14 protein-coding genes and 1 tRNA gene are annotated in these 18,777 nt (G+C 55.6%); 14 read left to right on the top strand and 1 reads right to left on the bottom strand.

The features are described from left to right. The first annotated feature begins 197 nt into the window (after positions 1–197). The 11 genes from QRN55_RS22570 to QRN55_RS22520 all read left to right on the top strand — a co-directional run bounded on the left by QRN55_RS22570 (position 198) and on the right by QRN55_RS22520 (position 14,336). Positions 198–1,091 carry an NAD-dependent epimerase/dehydratase family protein gene (locus tag QRN55_RS22570; RefSeq protein ID WP_284778348.1) on the top strand — a complete coding sequence of 298 codons (894 nt, stop codon included), beginning with the start codon at positions 198–200 and terminating at the stop codon, positions 1,089–1,091. A gap of 128 nt (positions 1,092–1,219) precedes the next feature. Beyond that, a tRNA-Trp gene (locus QRN55_RS22565) sits at positions 1,220–1,295 on the top strand. 185 nt (positions 1,296–1,480) lie between these two features. Further along, entirely contained in the window at positions 1,481–1,681 is a 201-nt protein-coding gene (secE, locus tag QRN55_RS22560; RefSeq protein ID WP_042618546.1) for a preprotein translocase subunit SecE, read from the top strand. A gap of 21 nt (positions 1,682–1,702) precedes the next feature. Continuing rightward, positions 1,703–2,233: a transcription termination/antitermination protein NusG gene (gene nusG / locus QRN55_RS22555; protein ID WP_045232861.1), complete on the top strand. Its 531-nt coding sequence runs from the start codon at positions 1,703–1,705 to the stop codon at positions 2,231–2,233. A 216-nt stretch (positions 2,234–2,449) separates the two neighbouring features. Next, a complete protein-coding gene (gene rplK, locus QRN55_RS22550) occupies positions 2,450–2,881 on the top strand; it encodes a 50S ribosomal protein L11 (RefSeq protein WP_111841238.1) in 432 nt (143 codons plus the stop codon). 2 nt (positions 2,882–2,883) lie between these two features. Then, positions 2,884–3,579 carry a 50S ribosomal protein L1 gene (gene rplA / locus QRN55_RS22545; RefSeq protein WP_111841239.1) on the top strand — a complete coding sequence of 232 codons (696 nt, stop codon included), beginning with the start codon at positions 2,884–2,886 and terminating at the stop codon, positions 3,577–3,579. A 357-nt stretch (positions 3,580–3,936) separates the two neighbouring features. After that, positions 3,937–4,455, top strand: a complete 519-nt coding sequence (rplJ, locus tag QRN55_RS22540; protein ID WP_062450732.1) for a 50S ribosomal protein L10 — start codon at positions 3,937–3,939, stop codon at positions 4,453–4,455. A gap of 58 nt (positions 4,456–4,513) precedes the next feature. Then, complete coding sequence (gene rplL, locus QRN55_RS22535; protein ID WP_111841240.1) at positions 4,514–4,888, top strand: 50S ribosomal protein L7/L12; 375 nt, start codon at positions 4,514–4,516, stop codon at positions 4,886–4,888. A 259-nt stretch (positions 4,889–5,147) separates the two neighbouring features. Continuing rightward, a complete protein-coding gene (rpoB, locus tag QRN55_RS22530; protein ID WP_111841241.1) occupies positions 5,148–9,287 on the top strand; it encodes a DNA-directed RNA polymerase subunit beta in 4,140 nt (1,379 codons plus the stop codon). A 174-nt stretch (positions 9,288–9,461) separates the two neighbouring features. Beyond that, positions 9,462–13,670 carry a DNA-directed RNA polymerase subunit beta' gene (gene rpoC, locus QRN55_RS22525; RefSeq protein ID WP_111841242.1) on the top strand — a complete coding sequence of 1,403 codons (4,209 nt, stop codon included), beginning with the start codon at positions 9,462–9,464 and terminating at the stop codon, positions 13,668–13,670. A 45-nt stretch (positions 13,671–13,715) separates the two neighbouring features. Further along, positions 13,716–14,336 (top strand): type VI secretion system tube protein Hcp, encoded by a 621-nt coding sequence (locus QRN55_RS22520; protein WP_284778347.1) that lies wholly within the window; start codon positions 13,716–13,718, stop codon positions 14,334–14,336. 458 nt (positions 14,337–14,794) lie between these two features. Here QRN55_RS22520 and QRN55_RS22515 read toward each other — a convergent pair whose 3' ends face one another. Next, positions 14,795–15,088, bottom strand: coding sequence for a transcriptional regulator (locus tag QRN55_RS22515; RefSeq protein ID WP_111841244.1), 294 nt, complete (start codon positions 15,086–15,088; stop codon positions 14,795–14,797). 521 nt (positions 15,089–15,609) lie between these two features. On the opposite strand from QRN55_RS22515, the gene rpsL reads away from it, so the two are divergent. The 3 genes from rpsL to fusA all read left to right on the top strand — a co-directional run bounded on the left by rpsL (position 15,610) and on the right by fusA (position 18,657). Further along, complete coding sequence (gene rpsL, locus QRN55_RS22510; protein WP_003507760.1) at positions 15,610–15,981, top strand: 30S ribosomal protein S12; 372 nt, start codon at positions 15,610–15,612, stop codon at positions 15,979–15,981. A gap of 78 nt (positions 15,982–16,059) precedes the next feature. After that, positions 16,060–16,530, top strand: coding sequence for a 30S ribosomal protein S7 (gene rpsG, locus QRN55_RS22505; RefSeq protein ID WP_062450738.1), 471 nt, complete (start codon positions 16,060–16,062; stop codon positions 16,528–16,530). Between the two features lie 27 nt (positions 16,531–16,557). Beyond that, positions 16,558–18,657 carry an elongation factor G gene (gene fusA, locus QRN55_RS22500; protein ID WP_111841246.1) on the top strand — a complete coding sequence of 700 codons (2,100 nt, stop codon included), beginning with the start codon at positions 16,558–16,560 and terminating at the stop codon, positions 18,655–18,657. Positions 18,658–18,777: the final 120 nt, after the last annotated feature.

Here is an 18,777-nt window from a genome sequence, read left to right as displayed (position 1 = left end):
CGCGAAGGCGGCCGTACCGTCGGCGCCGGCATCGTCGCTTCGATCGTCGAGTAATCATTTCCCGCAAGGGATATTGAGAGCCCCGCTGGAAACAGCGGGGCTTTTTTGTTTGCGCGCACGAATATCCCGCGTGGCCTTGTGCGTTTCCATTAAGCCCTTACCTATCGGGCCGATTGCATGACCCGGAGGAGAAAATCATGGCAAAGCGTATTCTGTTCACAGGCGGCTCTGGCAAGGCTGGCAAGCACGTCGTGCCGTGGTTGATTGCTAAGGGGTACGAGGTTCACAATCTCGACCTCGTCCCGCTCCATTGTCCGGGTGTTACGAACCTGATCGTTGATGTCACCGACAGTGGACAAGTCTTCAATGCGCTGTCCATGCATCGCGATTTTCCTGATCTGGAGACGGGCAGGGGCGTTCAGCCCTATGATGCCGTGGTGCATTTCGCCGCCATTCCGCGCATCCTCATCAAGCCTGATAATGAGACATTCCGCGTCAATACGATGGGCACCTATAATGTCATCGAGGCGGCGGTGAAGCTCGGCGTGCGCAAGATCATCGTCGCGTCTTCGGAAACCACCTATGGCATTTGCTTCGCAGAAGGACACCGCGACTTCCACCAGTTCCCGCTGGAGGAAGATTATGATGTCGATCCGATGGATTCCTATGGACTGTCCAAGGTCGTCAACGAGAAGACGGCGCGTGCGTTTGCGGAACGCTACGGCGCTGATATCTATGCCCTTCGAATCGGCAATGTCATCGAGCCGCATGAATACGACAAATTTCCTGCCTTCTTTGCCGATCCAGAAACGCGCAAGCGCAATGCCTGGAATTACATCGATGCCCGCGATCTCGGGCAAATATGCCATTTGTGCATCGAGAAAGACGGTCTGGGTTTCCAGGTCTTCAATGCCGCGAACGACACGGCGACAGCCAATGTACCCAGCAAGGAACTTGCTTCGCGCTTTTTCCCAAATGTGCCGTTCACGCGCGACATTGGCGAGCATGAGGGCCTCTATTCCAACCGCAAAATCCGCGAGGTCCTGGGTTTCAAGGAGGAGCACGATTGGCGCAAATATGTGAAAGCGTGAGATAAAGGGAATTCGAGGGAGTGGCGTTGGAAAAAATGAAAAACACCCTTGCCATTCTTTTCCGGGCACTTTAAAGAGCGGCATACCGACTTGGGGGACGCGCTTTATGTCTCTGGTGTCGGTGTCGCAGGGGTATAGCTCAGTTGGTAGAGCGGCGGTCTCCAAAACCGCAGGCCGTGGGTTCGAGCCCCTCTGCCCCTGCCATTTCTCATCCGCAAGCGCGTGGCATCGCTGCATGGCAGATGAGGTGCCGGTTTACCGGTGAAATTCGCCGAATGTCGATTTACCCTTGTTAAAAGGGGAATCGGCGTTTATGTAGGTCAAAACAGACACGCGGTGTGTGGGGCTGATTAATTCGGCTTTACGCGCCGTAATTGCGTGGGCAGTCAATGGCATCCAAAACCAATCCGTTTACGTTTCTGCAGCAGGTTCGCGCCGAAGCGTCGAAGATCACTTGGCCGTCGCGCCGCGAGACCATGATTTCAACGGCGATGGTGCTGGTGATGGTCATCTTCGCGGCACTGTTCTTCTTTGCGGCTGACCAGCTCATCGGCTGGTTGCTCAGTCTCGTTCTGAGCGTCGGCCGATAATAGAGTGAGCGGAGAGTAAAGATGGCAGCGCGTTGGTATATCGTCCAGGCATATTCGAACTTCGAAAAGAAGGTCGCTGAGTCGATTGAAGAGAAGGTCCGTCAGAAGGGCCTCGATCATCTGTTCGAGAAAATCCTTGTGCCGACCGAAAAGGTTGTCGAGGTGCGTCGCGGTCGCAAGGTCGATAGCGAGCGCAAATTCTTTCCAGGTTACGTGCTGGTTCGCGCCAACCTGACGGATGAGGCCTATCACCTCATCAAGAATACGCCCAAGGTTACGGGCTTCCTGGGTTCGGATAACAAGCCTGTTCCGATCCCTGATTCTGAAGCCGACCGTATTCTGGGTCAGGTTCAGGAAGGTGTCGAGCGTCCGAAGTCTTCGGTTTCGTTCGAGATCGGCGAGCAGGTTCGCGTTTCCGATGGTCCTTTCGCGTCGTTCAACGGCGTCGTTCAGGATGTCGACGAAGAGCGGTCGCGCCTCAAGGTGGAAGTATCCATCTTCGGTCGCGCTACCCCCGTCGAGCTGGAATATGCGCAGGTCGAAAAGGTCTGACGATATCATGAAGGGCGCTAAGGCGCTCTTCAACCAATACATCAGCAAGCGTGAGCAAGTGATTGTTCTGCCCTGATGTGGATGCGACTGATGTCGCATAACGCGTGGAAGATCGCTGGCTCTTAGCCGGGGCAGGGATCGCACCACGCAACCGCAGCCGCCGATTATATCGGCATGGGAGCCGGGCAACCGGTTCGATTTGAAAGGCAGAGAGATATGGCTAAGAAAGTTGCAGGCCAGCTCAAGCTTCAGGTCAAGGCAGGATCGGCAAACCCGTCCCCGCCAATCGGCCCGGCGCTTGGTCAGCGTGGCATTAACATCATGGAATTCTGCAAGGCGTTCAACGCCGCTACGCAGGAAATGGAAAAGGGTATGCCGATCCCGGTCGTCATTACCTATTACCAGGACAAGTCCTTCACGTTTGCTATGAAGCAGCCGCCAATGACCTATTGGCTGAAGAAGGAAGCAAAGATCACTTCCGGTTCCAAGACACCTGGTAAGGGTGCCAAGGTCGGCTCGATCACCAAGGCTCAGGTCAGAACTATTGCCGAAGGCAAGATGAAGGACCTGAATGCAGCCAACATCGAAGGCGCAATGGCAATGGTTGAGGGCTCTGCCCGCGCCATGGGCCTGGAAGTGGTAGGTTGATCATGGCAAAGCTTGCAAAGCGCGTACAGAAGATCCGCGAAGGCGTTGATCCAAAGACACTTTACGTCCTCACCGACGCCATTTCGATGGTTAAGGAACGGGCTGTCGCCAAGTTCGACGAAACCGTTGAAGTTTCCATGAACCTCGGCGTTGACCCACGTCACGCTGACCAGATGGTTCGCGGCGTTGTCAATCTGCCAAACGGCACAGGCCGTGACGTTCGCGTTGCTGTCTTCGCTCGCGGTGCCAAGGCTGACGAAGCCAAGGCTGCTGGTGCAGACATCGTCGGTGCGGAAGACCTGCTGGAAATCGTTCAGGGCGGCAAGATCGATTTCGATCGCGTCATCGCCACACCTGACATGATGCCGCTCGTCGGTCGCCTCGGTAAGGTTCTCGGCCCACGCGGCATGATGCCTAACCCCAAGGTCGGTACGGTTACGATGGACGTTGCTGGAGCTGTTAAGGCTTCCAAGGGCGGCGCTGTTGAATTCCGCGTCGAAAAGGCCGGTATCGTTCATGCTGGCATCGGCAAGGCTTCCTTCGACGCCAAGGCGCTCGAAGAAAACATCAAGGCTTTCGCTGACGCTGTCATCAAGGCAAAGCCAGCCGGTGCGAAGGGCAACTACGTCAAGCGCGTAGCGATCTCCTCGACCATGGGTCCAGGCGTTCGCATCGAGCCTTCGTCGGTCACTGCATAATCATTCGCCGCGCTTCTCAGGAGGCGCGGCACTTCAGATTTCCGGCTCGCAAGGGCCGGGAATTTCCAGGGCAACCTGGAACTCCTGTCCGAGATTGTAGGCGGCTCATTTCCTCCGGGATTTAAGCCTTAATCATTCAGCCTGCATGAGACGGGTAAGGCCCGGATTTTCGCATCGAAGAGATGCTTAATAATCCGGTTCGAACCTGATGTGCCTGTGCCTGAAGCCGTTTGCGGCGACAGAGCGGGGGACAGGATCCTCAAGCGTCGCTTGAGATTTTGGCAACAGAATCTCTTGAGGCAAAGGCAAACCCGATGGGTGCACATGTCATGTGCAGTCATCTACTGGAGACAGACAGTGGAAAGAGCGGAAAAACGCGAATTCGTCACGGAGCTGAACGAAGTCTTCAAGGCTTCCGGTTCAGTTGTCGTGGCCCACTATGCTGGTGTCACAGTTGCGCAGATGAACGATTTTCGTTCGAAAATGCGTGCTGCTGGCGGCACCGTCAAGGTCGCGAAAAACCGCCTGGCCAAGATCGCTCTTCAGGGTACGGAGTCGGAAGGGATCATCGATCTCTTCAAGGGACAGACGCTGATTGCATACAGCACTGACCCTATGATTGCTCCGAAAGTCGTCATGGACTTCGCAAAGACCAACGATAAAGTCGTTGTTCTCGGCGGCGCCATGGGTGCAACCACGCTCAACGCCGAAGCAGTCAAGTCGCTTGCGACCCTGCCTTCGCTGGACGAGCTGCGTGCAAAGCTGCTGGGCCTGTTTGCGGCTCCTGCAACGCGCGTCGCTACGGTTGTCGCAGCACCTGCAAGCCAGCTTGCACGCGTGTTCTCGGCTTACTCAAAGAAGGACGAAGCCGCTTAAGGCGGTTTTTCGCTGTAAATATTCAAACCGGTTCGAACCGAATTAAAGGAACTATGACATGGCTGATCTCGCAAAGATCGTTGACGACCTCTCCGCTCTGACAGTTTTGGAAGCTGCTGAGCTTTCCAAGCTTCTCGAAGAAAAGTGGGGCGTTTCCGCTGCTGCTCCTGTAGCAGTTGCTGCTGCTGGCGGCGCTGCTGCAGCTCCTGCTGAAGAAGAAAAGACTGAATTCGACGTCGTTCTCGTTGACGCTGGCGCCAACAAGATCAACGTCATCAAGGAAGTCCGCGCTATCACAGGTCTCGGCCTGAAGGAAGCTAAGGACCTCGTTGAAGGCGCTCCTAAGGCTGTCAAGGAAGCCGTTTCCAAGGCTGAAGCTGCAGACCTCAAGAAGAAGCTTGAAGACGCAGGCGCCAAGGTTGACGTTAAGTAATCTTGGAATGTTCGGGAGGCGGCGTTCGCGCCGTCTCCTGTCTTTATTTCTACTGGACTTATTACCCAAAAGCCGCGTGAAAATGGCTTTTGGGTAATGGGTTCTTCAAGAGAATGGTTTCGAACCGCGCTGTACAGGCAATCCGGCCTTACAATTCGGGACGTGAAACGAGATTGAAGATACTCATTGGATTGACGGGATCGACTGGCCAGCGGTTCCCGTCCGTTGCAGGCCCGGATGCAATTTTAAAGGAGCGACGATGGCTCAGACCCTTTCGTTTAACGGTCGCAGGCGCGTACGCAAGTTTTTCGGCAAAATTCCAGAAGTAGCGGAAATGCCGAACCTCATTGAGGTTCAGAAGGCTTCGTACGACCAGTTTCTCATGGTTGACGAGCCCAAGGGCGGTCGTCCCGACGAGGGATTGAATGCAGTCTTCAAGTCCGTATTCCCGATCACCGACTTTTCCGGTGCTTCGATGCTGGAGTTCGTATCCTACGAATTCGAAGCTCCGAAGTTCGACGTGGAAGAGTGCCGTCAGCGCGATCTGACCTACGCAGCGCCGCTCAAGGTGACGCTGCGCCTCATCGTGTTCGATATTGACGAAGATACAGGCGCGAAGTCCATCAAGGACATCAAGGAACAGTCCGTCTACATGGGCGATATGCCGCTCATGACCAACAACGGTACGTTCATCGTCAACGGCACCGAGCGCGTTATCGTTTCGCAGATGCACCGTTCGCCGGGCGTTTTCTTCGACCACGACAAGGGCAAGAGCCACTCGTCGGGCAAGCTTCTGTTTGCTGCGCGCGTCATTCCTTATCGCGGCTCTTGGCTCGATATCGAATTCGATGCCAAGGACGTCGTCTACGCACGTATCGACCGTCGCCGTAAACTGCCTGCAACATCGCTTCTGATGGCGCTTGGCATGGACGGCGAAGAAATTCTGTCGACCTTCTACACCAAGGCAAGCTACGAACGTGACGGCGAAGGCTGGCGTTTCCCTTATCAGCCGGACGTGCTGAAGGGTGCCAAGGCTATCACCGAGATGGTCGATGCCGATACGGGCGAAGTCGTTGTCGAAGCAGGCAAGAAGCTGACACCGCGTCTGATCCGCCAGCTTTCCGACAAGGGCCTCAAGTTCCTGAAGGCAACCGACGAAGAGCTTTATGGCAACTTCCTCGCCGAAGACATGGTCAACTACGAGACAGGTGAAATCTATCTCGAAGCTGGCAATGAAATCGACGAAAAGACGCTGAAGCTCATCCTCGACACCGGCTTCACGGAAATTCCGATCCTCAACATCGACCACGTCAATGTTGGTGCCTACATCCGCAACACGCTGGCTGCAGACAAGAACGAGAACCGTCAGGAAGCTCTGTTCGACATCTATCGCGTCATGCGTCCGGGTGAGCCACCGACCATGGATTCTGCGGAAGCCATGTTCAAGTCGCTGTTCTTCGATAGCGAGCGCTACGACCTGTCTGCGGTTGGCCGCGTGAAGATGAACATGCGTCTCGACCTCGATGCAGAAGACACCGTGCGCACGCTGCGCAAGGAAGACATTCTGGCTGTCGTCAGAATGCTGGTCGAACTGCGTGACGGTAAGGGCGAGATCGACGATATCGACAACCTCGGCAACCGTCGCGTTCGCTCCGTCGGTGAGTTGATGGAGAACCAGTATCGTCTGGGTCTGCTGCGCATGGAACGTGCGATCAAGGAACGTATGTCCTCGATCGAAATCGACACCGTGATGCCGCAGGATCTGATCAACGCTAAGCCTGCTGCTGCTGCCGTTCGTGAATTCTTCGGCTCCTCGCAGCTGTCGCAGTTCATGGACCAGGTGAACCCGCTTTCGGAAATCACCCACAAGCGCCGTCTTTCGGCTCTTGGACCTGGTGGTCTGACCCGCGAGCGCGCAGGCTTCGAAGTCCGCGACGTTCACCCGACCCACTACGGCCGTATTTGCCCGATTGAAACGCCTGAAGGCCCGAACATCGGTCTGATCAACTCGCTCGCAACCTTTGCCCGCGTCAACAAGTACGGCTTCATCGAAAGCCCGTACCGCAAGATCATCGACGGCAAGGTCACGACCGACGTTATCTACCTCTCCGCTATGGAAGAGGCGAAGTACTATGTCGCACAGGCCAATGCCGAACTGGACGCTGAAGGCGCATTCACGGAAGAATTCGTGGTTTGCCGTCACTCCGGCGAAGTTATGCTGGCTCCGCGCGACAACATCAACCTGATGGACGTTTCGCCGAAGCAGCTCGTTTCGGTCGCTGCGGCTCTCATCCCGTTCCTGGAAAACGACGACGCCAACCGCGCCCTCATGGGTTCGAACATGCAGCGTCAGGCTGTTCCGCTCTTGCGTGCGGAAGCTCCGTTCGTCGGAACCGGCATGGAACCAATCGTTGCCCGTGACTCCGGTGCTGCCATTGCAGCCCGTCGTGGCGGCGTGGTCGACCAGGTTGACGCAACGCGTATCGTTATCCGTGCGACGGAAGATCTCGATGCTGGCAAGTCCGGCGTTGACATCTATCGTCTCCAGAAGTTCCAGCGCTCCAACCAGAACACCTGCGTCAACCAGCGTCCGCTGGTCGCCGTCGGCGACATTCTGAACAAGGGCGACATCATCGCTGACGGTCCTTCGACCGACCTCGGTGACCTGGCACTTGGCCGCAACGCGCTGGTCGCGTTCATGCCTTGGAACGGTTACAACTACGAAGACTCCATCCTGATGTCCGAACGCATCGTCTCCGACGACGTGTTCACCTCCATCCACATCGAAGAATTCGAAGTGATGGCTCGCGACACCAAGCTTGGTCCTGAAGAAATCACGCGTGATATTCCGAACGTCTCTGAAGAAGCGCTGAAGAACCTAGACGAAGCCGGTATCGTGTACATCGGTGCGGAAGTTCAGCCTGGCGATATCCTCGTCGGCAAGATCACGCCGAAGGGCGAAAGCCCGATGACGCCGGAAGAAAAGCTTCTCCGCGCCATCTTCGGTGAAAAGGCTTCCGACGTTCGCGACACATCCATGCGCATGCCTCCAGGCACGTTCGGTACGGTCGTTGAAGTTCGCGTGTTCAACCGTCACGGCGTCGAAAAAGACGAACGTGCGATGGCAATCGAGCGCGAGGAAATCGAACGTCTGGCCAAGGACCGTGACGACGAGCAGGCAATTCTGGACCGCAACGTCTATGGCCGTCTGGTCGACATGTTGCGCGGACAGGTTTCCATCGCTGGTCCGAAGGGCTTCAAGAAGGGCGTCGAACTTTCCAACGCAGTCGTATCCGAATATCCCCGCTCGCAGTGGTGGATGTTTGCCGTCGAAGACGAGAAGGCTCAGGCCGAACTCGAAGCGCTTCGCGGTCAGTACGACGAATCCAAGTCGCGCCTTGAACAGCGCTTCATGGACAAGGTCGAGAAGGTTCAGCGCGGCGACGAAATGCCTCCTGGTGTCATGAAGATGGTCAAGGTCTTTGTTGCTGTGAAGCGCAAGATCCAGCCAGGCGACAAGATGGCTGGCCGTCACGGTAACAAGGGCGTTGTCTCGCGTATCGTGCCGGTTGAAGACATGCCGTTCCTGGAAGACGGTACGCATGTCGACATCTGCTTGAACCCGCTGGGCGTGCCATCGCGCATGAACGTCGGCCAGATCCTCGAAACCCACCTTGCCTGGGCTTGCGCCGGCATGGGTAAGAAGATCGGCGACATGCTCGACGAGTATCACAAGTCGCTGGATATCACGGACCTGAAGCGCGAGTTGACGGAAGTGTATTCCTCCCAGGCCAAGGATGAAGTCGCTCACTTCGACGACGAGTCCCTGATCCGTCTTGCCGAGCAGTCCCGCAAGGGCGTCTCGATTGCAACGCCGGTCTTCGATGGCGCGCATGAGCCAGACGTTGCAGAAATGCTGACGAGAGCTGGTCTCAATGAATCGGGTCAGTCTGTTCTGTACGATGGTCGTACCGGTGAAACCTTCGACCGTAAGGTCACCGTCGGCTACATGTACATGATCAAGCTGAACCACCTTGTCGACGACAAGATTCACGCTCGCTCGATCGGTCCATACTCGCTCGTCACCCAGCAGCCGCTTGGTGGTAAGGCGCAGTTCGGCGGACAGCGCTTCGGGGAAATGGAAGTCTGGGCACTGGAAGCTTACGGCGCGGCTTACACGCTGCAGGAAATGCTGACCGTCAAGTCTGACGACGTGGCGGGCCGCACCAAGGTTTACGAAGCAATCGTCCGTGGGGACGATACTTTCGAAGCCGGTATTCCTGAAAGCTTCAACGTTCTCGTCAAGGAAATGCGCTCGCTGGGTCTCAGCGTCGAATTGGAAAACTCCAAGCTCGACGAAGCCAACGCAGCGGATCAACTGCCTGACGCGGCGGAATAAGAAACAGAAGGGTAGGCACCTCACAGGTGCCTGCCTGTTTCGCCCGATGGCTTGCGCCTGACGGTAGAAACTTCCGCCGCATTTTGCGGTTAATCATGTTTTAGGCATTGGCCGGTGATGCGGACTGCACCGCGCCAGATGCAAGCAAGGGGCCAAACCCCTAAGGAGACAGGCATGAACCAAGAGGTCATGAACCTTTTCAACCCGGCTGTACCGGCGCAGCACTTCGATTCCATTCGGATTTCGATTGCAAGCCCCGAAAAGATCCTTTCGTGGTCGTACGGCGAGATCAAGAAGCCAGAAACGATCAACTATCGTACGTTCAAGCCTGAACGCGATGGTCTTTTCTGCGCGCGTATTTTTGGACCGATCAAGGACTATGAGTGCCTGTGCGGCAAGTACAAGCGCATGAAGTACAAGGGCATCATCTGCGAAAAGTGCGGCGTTGAAGTCACGCTGTCGCGCGTTCGTCGTGAGCGCATGGGCCATATCGAGCTCGCAGCACCTGTTGCCCACATCTGGTTCCTGAAGTCGCTGCCTTCGCGTATCTCGACATTGCTCGACATGACGCTGAAAGATGTGGAGCGCGTTCTCTACTTCGAAAACTACATCGTGACCGAGCCTGGCCTGACTTCGATGAAGCAGAACCAGCTTCTGAACGAAGAAGAGTACATGATCGCCGTCGACGAGTTCGGCGAAGATCAGTTCACGGCCATGATCGGTGCTGAAGCCATCTACGAGATGCTGGCTTCGATGAACCTCGAGAAGATCGCTGGCGATCTTCGCGCGGAACTCGCCGAGACAACGTCTGAACTGAAGCAGAAGAAGTACATGAAGCGTCTCAAGATCGTTGAGAACTTCATGGAATCTGGCAATCGTCCCGAGTGGATGATCATGAAGGTCGTTCCAGTCATTCCACCGGACCTGCGTCCGCTGGTTCCGCTGGATGGTGGCCGCTTTGCGACCTCCGACCTGAACGATCTCTATCGTCGCGTCATCAACCGTAACAACCGTTTGAAGCGCCTGATCGAGCTTCGTGCGCCGGGCATCATCATCCGCAACGAAAAGCGTATGTTGCAGGAATCCGTCGATGCGCTGTTCGACAACGGTCGTCGCGGTCGTGTCATCACGGGTGCCAACAAGCGTCCGCTGAAGTCGCTGTCCGACATGCTCAAGGGCAAGCAGGGCCGCTTCCGTCAGAACCTTCTCGGTAAGCGCGTCGACTATTCCGGTCGTTCGGTTATCGTGACGGGTCCAGAACTGAAGCTGCACCAGTGCGGTCTGCCGAAGAAGATGGCGCTCGAGCTGTTCAAGCCGTTCATCTACGCCCGTCTCGACGCGAAGGGTTATTCCTCCACCGTCAAGCAGGCCAAGAAGCTAGTCGAGAAGGAAAAGCCAGAAGTTTGGGATATCCTCGATGAGGTCATCCGCGAGCATCCGGTTCTGTTGAACCGCGCACCGACGCTGCACCGCTTGGGCATCCAGGCCTTCGAACCCATGCTGGTCGAAGGTAAGGCTATCCAGCTGCATCCGCTCGTCTGCACGGCCTTCAACGCCGACTTCGATGGTGACCAGATGGCTGTTCACGTTCCGCTGTCGCTCGAAGCGCAGCTGGAAGCACGCGTGCTGATGATGTCCACCAACAACATCTTGCACCCTGCAAACGGCCAGCCGATCATCGTTCCTTCGCAGGACATGGTTCTGGGTCTCTATTACCTGTCGATCATGAATCAGAACGAGCCGGGCGAAGGTATGGCTTTCTCCGACCTCGGCGAGTTGCACCACGCTTTGGAAAACAAGGTCGTGACGCTGCATGCCAAGATTCGTGGCCGATTCAAGACTGTCGATGCCGATGGCAAGCCAGTCTCGAAGATCTATGAAACGACGCCTGGCCGTATGCTCATCGGTGAGCTTCTGCCGAAGAACGTCAACGTTCCCTTCGAGACCTGCAACCAGGAAATGACCAAGAAGAACATCTCCAAGATGATCGACACGGTCTACCGTCATTGCGGCCAGAAAGACACGGTCATTTTCTGCGACCGCATCATGCAGCTCGGCTTCACGCATGCTTGCCGCGCCGGTATTTCGTTCGGCAAGGACGACATGATCATTCCTGAAACCAAGGAAAAGATCGTTGGCGACACGGAAAGCTTGGTCAAGGAATACGAACAGCAGTACAATGACGGCCTGATCACTCAGGGCGAAAAGTACAACAAGGTCGTAGACGCCTGGGGCAAGGCAACCGAAAAGGTCGCGGAAGACATGATGGCCCGCATTAAGGCTGTCGAGTTCGATCCAGAGACCGGTCGTCAGAAGCCGATGAACGCCATCTACATGATGTCCCACTCCGGTGCGCGTGGTTCTCCGAACCAGATGCGTCAGCTGGGTGGTATGCGCGGCCTCATGGCCAAGCCATCGGGTGAGATCATCGAAACACCGATCATCTCCAACTTTAAGGAAGGTCTGACCGTTAACGAGTACTTCAACTCGACGCACGGTGCCCGTAAGGGTCTCGCAGACACCGCCTTGAAGACGGCGAACTCCGGTTACCTCACACGTCGTCTTGTTGACGTCGCGCAGGATTGCATCGTCAACTCCACGGATTGCGGCACTGACAAGGGCCTCACCATGACTGCCATCGTCGATGCTGGTCAGGTCGTTGCCTCCCTTGGTGCACGTATCCTTGGTCGTACGGCTCTCGACGATATCGATAACCCGGTCACGGGCGAAAATATCGTCAAGGCTGGCAAGCTGATGGACGAAGCCGATATCGCGACCATCGAAAAGTCCGGTATCCAGTCCGTTCGCATTCGCTCCGCTCTGACCTGCGAAATCCAGGTCGGTGTTTGCGGCGTCTGCTACGGTCGTGACCTTGCACGTGGTACGCCAGTCAACATGGGCGAAGCGGTGGGTGTTATCGCCGCGCAGTCCATCGGTGAACCGGGCACACAGCTCACCATGCGTACGTTCCACCTTGGTGGCACGGCCAACGTGGTCGACCAGTCGTTCTTGGAAGCATCTTACGAAGGTACGATCCAGATCAAGAATCGCAACAGCCTGCGCAACTCCGACAACATCCTCATCGCGATGGGCCGTAACATGTCCGTCACCATTCTTGATGAGCGTGGCGTCGAGCGTTCCTCGCAGCGTGTGGCCTACGGCTCCAAGCTGTTCGTGGATGATGGCGACAAGGTCAAGCGCGGTCAGCGTCTGGCAGAGTGGGACCCTTACACACGTCCAATGATGACGGAAGTGGAAGGCACCGTTCACTTCGAAGATCTGGTCGACGGTCTTTCCGTTCTGGAAGCGACCGACGAATCCACCGGTATCACCAAGCGTCAGGTTATCGACTGGCGTTCGACACCACGTGGTTCGGATCTGAAGCCTTGCATTGTCATCAAGGACGCATCCGGCAATGTGGCCAAGCTTGCACGTGGCAGCGAAGCTCGCTTCCAGCTGTCGGTTGACGCCATCCTGTCGGTCGAGCCTGGCATGAAGGTCTTCCAGGGTGACGTGCTTGCACGTTCGCCATTGGAAAGCGCCAAGACCAAGGACATCACCGGTGGTCTGCCGCGTGTTGCCGAACTCTTTGAAGCGCGTCGTCCGAAGGATCACGCCATCATCGCCGAAATCGATGGTACGATCCGTCTGGGTCGCGACTACAAGAACAAGCGTCGCGTTCAGATCGAGCCTGCGGAAGACGGTGTCGAGCCAGTCGAATACCTGATCCCGAAGAGCAAGCCGTTCCACCTTCAGGAAGGCGACTACATCGAGAAGGGTGAATACATTCTCGATGGTAACCCGGCACCGCACGACATCCTGGCGATCAAGGGCGTGGAGGCTTTGGCTTCCTATCTCGTGAACGAAATCCAGGAAGTCTACCGCTTGCAGGGCGTTGTCATCAACGACAAGCACATCGAAGTGATCGTGCGTCAAATGCTGCAGAAGGTGGAAATCACCGATGCAGGTGACTCGCATTACATCGTTGGCGACAGCGTTGATCGCATCGAGATGGAAGACAACAACGATCGTCTGATCGACGAAGGCAAAAAGCCATCCTACGGCGACCCGGTTCTTCTGGGCATCACCAAGGCATCGCTGCAAACGCCATCGTTCATCTCGGCTGCTTCGTTCCAGGAAACCACAAAGGTTCTCACGGAAGCTGCAATCGCTGGCAAGACCGACACGTTGCAGGGTCTGAAGGAAAACGTCATTGTAGGCCGTCTTATCCCGGCTGGTACCGGCGGCACCATGACCCAGATCCGTCGCATCGCCACAAGCCGCGACGAACTGATCATCGAAGAGCGCAAGAAGAGCACAGGCTCGTCTTCTGCAAACCAGATGTTGCAGGACATGACAGACAAGGCTCCAGCTGCCGAGTAACGGTAGCTGGGGTAGGGGCCTCGATAGAGGCGCCGTTTGATACAAGTGAAAACGCCCGGAGTGATCCGGGCGTTTTTGTTTTCTGATATTTCAAACACGGTGGAAGCATGTACTCGATTTAAGCGCCGGGCATGGGAGCAGTCCCGGCCGCAGGTGGCAAAACGTGGTTTTTGTGGTAGAGAAATGCACGACCTGAAGTTGAGGAGTGGTGCGATGCCGATTTATTTGGAAATCGAGGGAATTTATGGGAGCGTTGATGCCGATCAATACTCTGGATGTATCAGCGTCAATTCACTCGAATTCAAAGTTGATCGCGAGATTCCAAACTCACGCGAGTTGGAGATAATACCCAAACCTATCGTCTCCGAGTTGCGGATGGCCAGAAACAGTGACGAATTGTCTGCTGCCCTATACGGTGTGGCAAAACAAGGTGATCTCGGAAACAAAGCATTTGTTCATCTCCTGCACACACATGGCCAAACAGATATCAAATTTGAGCTGTCATACCCATCCTTGATAATTTCGACTGATGCTGACGAACCAAGTGAAACTTTGAGCGTCAGTTTTAGCAGAATAGATATTTGGACGACCGTTCATCATAGTGATGCGGATATTCCCGAGCGTTGGGTAACAGGATACGACCTCAGCGCTGACCGAATTTTTTAGAGGGCAGGGGTTCCCTATGACCTTCCTACAAGTGAAAATGGAAACGCCAAGCGTGATCCAGGCGCTTCCAGAATGCCGATGAGCGGAGAAAAACAATACATTTCCAAACGGAAACAGGCGCTCGCAAGTGTTTGGTCGTCTCTTTAAGAATGTTTCACTGTTCTTTACTTGAAGTGCATGTAGAGAAAAACAGCTCCGACATTCAAAGCAGCAACGATCACGACGATCCAGATACGTTTCGCTCGAAGGTGTTGTTCTTTGATCGACATCTGCGGCTTATGGCAAAATGGGCAGATAATCGTGTTTTCGGGAATGTCACGTTCGCAGTAATGACATGCTATCATCACGAACTCCCAATCGACGCGCTGGTCGCTCGATTTTTCCGCCGCCCGGTCTAGTAACGGAAACGGGCGGGGAAAGTTCAGCTCAGATCGGCGGTCTGTTTTGTTCGCATTGCCTCAGGCGAAGCGAATAATCGCCACCTCACCCTCGAGCGCGCCCTGATAGGCAGATGCATGCGGTTCCTCGTCCGGAATTTCGGTCAGCATGCCGATCTGGTCGAGGTCGGCCTCGAGGAAGCCTTCTTCGGAGAGGGCGTTCAGGGCTTCACGGACGGCGCTGTCGTCGTCGGGTGCGCGTAGGATGATGTGGATGTCGATGCCTTCTTCGCCTTCGCGCTCATAGGCCTTGCCAATGACGATAAAGACCATGGCGTCGTCGCGTCCGTTGTCGTTGTCTGGTTCTGTAATCATGACGCGATTCCTCTTCTGGCTATGATTGTGTGACGCAAGGTGGAGCCATGCCTGTGGCTCGTTTTCACCTCATGCCGTTACGGGAATCAATAGACGGCTTTTGTGAAAAGCCAAAGGCCGGATTGGAAAATCTGGACGGGGAGAGAGGGTTTATGTTGAAAGCCGCGCAAAATACTGTAGGTCAGGGGCTTGGGGCTGGTCCGCAGGGTACTAAATGCGGATTCACCCTTGACGAAAGCGGGGTAAAACAGTAGTACGCCCGCCATCGGAGCCAATGTGAGGACTGGCCATCTGGAACGACTCGTTCTGGAGATCACCTCAAACAAGGGTCCAAAAACACGTACGAAACACGAATGTTGCACGCACGACGTATCATTTACGTCCTCTGCATTGAGTGGTCCATCCGTGAAAACCGGATCGGGCCACGTTTTGCGCATGAGACTATGCGTGCGTCGTTGCCGGAAACGGTATAACCGCCATCCGAGAGGGTGGCTAAAGTAGTTTTTGCAAGGGATGGTTATATGCCTACCGTAAACCAGCTGATCCGCAAGCCACGTCAGGCACAGGTAAAGCGTAATAAGGTTCCTGCTCTTCAGGAAAACCCGCAGAAGCGTGGCGTTTGCACCCGCGTTTACACGACGACCCCTAAGAAGCCTAACTCGGCTCTTCGTAAGGTTGCCAAGATCCGCCTGACCAACGGCTTCGAAGTCATCGGCTACATTCCTGGTGAAGGCCACAACCTTCAGGAACACTCCGTTGTCATGATCCGCGGCGGCCGAGTAAAGGACTTGCCGGGCGTTCGTTACCACATCATCCGTGGTGTTCTCGATACGCAGGGCGTCAAGAACCGTAAGCAGCGTCGTTCGAAGTACGGTGCGAAGCGTCCGAAGTAATTCGGCTTTAAACAATTTCCGGCGCTGCGCGAGGTTCTCCGCGTGATAAAGCGTCCATAACCGTTGAGAGACAAGAATATGTCCCGTCGCCATAGTGCAGAAAAGCGTGAGATCAATCCGGACCCGAAGTTCGGCGATCTGATCGTTACCAAATTCATGAACGCCATCATGCTTCACGGCAAGAAGTCGGTCGCAGAAAGCATCGTTTACGGCGCGTTCGACGTCGTGCAGGGTAAGACCAAGGCAGAGCCACTCGGCATCTTCCATTCGGCCCTCGACAACGTTGCTCCGCACGTTGAAGTGCGTTCGCGCCGCGTTGGTGGTGCAACATATCAGGTTCCGGTCGATGTTCGCCCAGAGCGCCGTCAGGCTCTCGCGATCCGCTGGCTGATCGCTGCTGCGCGCAAGCGCAACGAAACGACCATGGTCGATCGCCTTTCCGGCGAACTCATGGATGCAGCGAACAACCGTGGTTCCGCAGTCAAGAAGCGCGAAGACACGCACAAGATGGCCGACGCCAACCGCGCATTCTCGCATTACCGCTGGTAATCTAACCGATCCGAAAGGCAGTCCGTTATGGCTCGCGAATATAAAATCGAAGACTACCGCAATTTCGGTATCATGGCGCATATCGACGCCGGCAAGACGACCACCACCGAGCGTATTCTTTACTACACCGGTAAGTCGCACAAGATCGGCGAAGTTCACGATGGCGCAGCCACGATGGACTGGATGGAGCAGGAGCAGGAACGTGGTATCACCATCACGTCTGCTGCTACGACGACCTTCTGGAAGGGTCGCGATGGCAAGATGCGCCGTTTCAACATCATCGACACTCCCGGCCACGTTGACTTCACGATTGAAGTCGAACGTTCGCTGCGCGTTCTCGACGGTGCCATTGCTCTTCTCGATGCCAACGCCGGTGTAGAGCCGCAGACGGAAACCGTCTGGCGTCAGGCTGAGAAGTACAACGTTCCGCGTATGATCTTCTGCAACAAGATGGACAAGACCGGCGCTGACTTTTACCGCTCGGTAGAGATGATCAAGACTCGTCTCGGCGCCATCGCAGTCGTCATGCAGCTCCCGATCGGTGCAGAAACCGAGTTCAAGGGCGTTATCGACCTGATCGAGATGAACGCACTCATCTGGCGCGACGAGTCTCTCGGCGCTCAGTGGGACGTCGTTGAGATCCCCGAAGACATGAAGGCCAAGGCAGACGAATATCGCGAAAAGCTGATCGAGACAGTTGTCGAGATCGACGAGGAAGCGATGGAAGACTACCTGAACGGCAAAATGCCTGACAACGAAAAGATCCGTGCACTCGTTCGCCGCGGCACCATCGACGTGAAGTTCCACCCGATGTTCTGCGGTACCGCGTTCAAGAACAAGGGCGTTCAGCCTCTGCTCGACGCCGTTTGCGATTACCTGCCTTCGCCGCTGGACATTCCTGCGATCAAGGGTATCGACTTCAAGACCGAAGCCGAAATCGAGCGTCATGCAGATGATTCCGAGCCTCTTTCGATGCTCGCGTTCAAGATCATGAACGACCCCTTCGTCGGTTCGCTCACCTTCGCACGCATCTACTCGGGTAAGCTTGAAAAGGGCACATCTGTCATCAACACGGTCAAGGACAAGCGCGAGCGCGTCGGCCGTATGCTTCAGATGCACTCCAACAGCCGTGAAGACATCGAAGAAGCCTTTGCTGGCGACATCGTTGCTCTGGCTGGCCTCAAGGAAACGACAACAGGCGATACGCTTTGCGATCCTCTGAAGCCGGTTATCCTCGAGCGCATGGAATTCCCTGAGCCGGTCATCCAGATCGCGATCGAACCGAAGACCAAGGGCGACCAGGAAAAGATGGGCCTCGCGCTCAACCGTCTGGCTGCTGAAGATCCTTCGTTCCGCGTCAAGACGGATGAAGAATCCGGTCAGACGATCATCGCTGGCATGGGCGAACTTCACCTCGACATTCTCGTTGACCGTATGCGTCGCGAGTTCAAGGTTGAAGCCACCGTCGGTGCTCCGCAGGTTGCCTACCGCGAAACGATCACACGTCAGCACGAAGAAGACTACACACACAAGAAGCAGTCCGGTGGTACCGGTCAGTTCGCTCGTGTGAAGATCATCTTCGAACCGAACCCAGATGGCGAAGACTTCAAGTTCGAGTCCAAGATCGTTGGTGGTGCTGTTCCGAAGGAATACATCCCGGGCGTTCAGAAGGGTATCGAAAGCGTTCTGTCTTCCGGTCCTCTGGCTGGCTTCCCGATGCTTGGCGTCAAGGCAACCCTGATCGACGGTGCATACCACGACGTCGACTCCTCGGTTCTGGCGTTCGAAATCGCATCGCGTGCCTGCTTCCGTGAAGCAGCGAAGAAGGCTGGTGCACAGCTTCTCGAGCCGATGATGAAGGTCGAAGTCGTAACCCCTGAAGATTACGTCGGTGACGTGATCGGCGATCTGAACTCGCGTCGCGGTCAGATCCAGGGCCAGGAAAGCCGTGGTATTGCCGTTGTCATCAACGCGCATGTTCCGCTGGCCAACATGTTCAAGTACGTCGATAACCTGCGCTCCATGTCCCAGGGCCGCGCGCAGTACTCGATGACCTTCGATCACTATTCGCCGGTTCCGAGCAACGTTGCTCAGGAAATCCAGGCAAAGTACTCCGGTCAGAAGTGATCGGGGTACGCCCCAAACGAATTTTAGAGTTTATTCCCTTTACGGGATCAGAATGGAGAGCCACTCATGGCAAAGAGCAAGTTTGAGCGCAATAAGCCGCACGTCAACATTGGCACGATC

This window comes from Agrobacterium sp. lyk4-40-TYG-31 (assembly GCF_030209855.1).
Taxonomy (GTDB): Bacteria; Pseudomonadota; Alphaproteobacteria; order Rhizobiales; family Rhizobiaceae; genus Agrobacterium; species Agrobacterium vaccinii.
The sequence above is the reverse complement of the archived record's forward strand: the minus strand, read 5'-3'. Positions and strand labels throughout refer to the sequence as shown.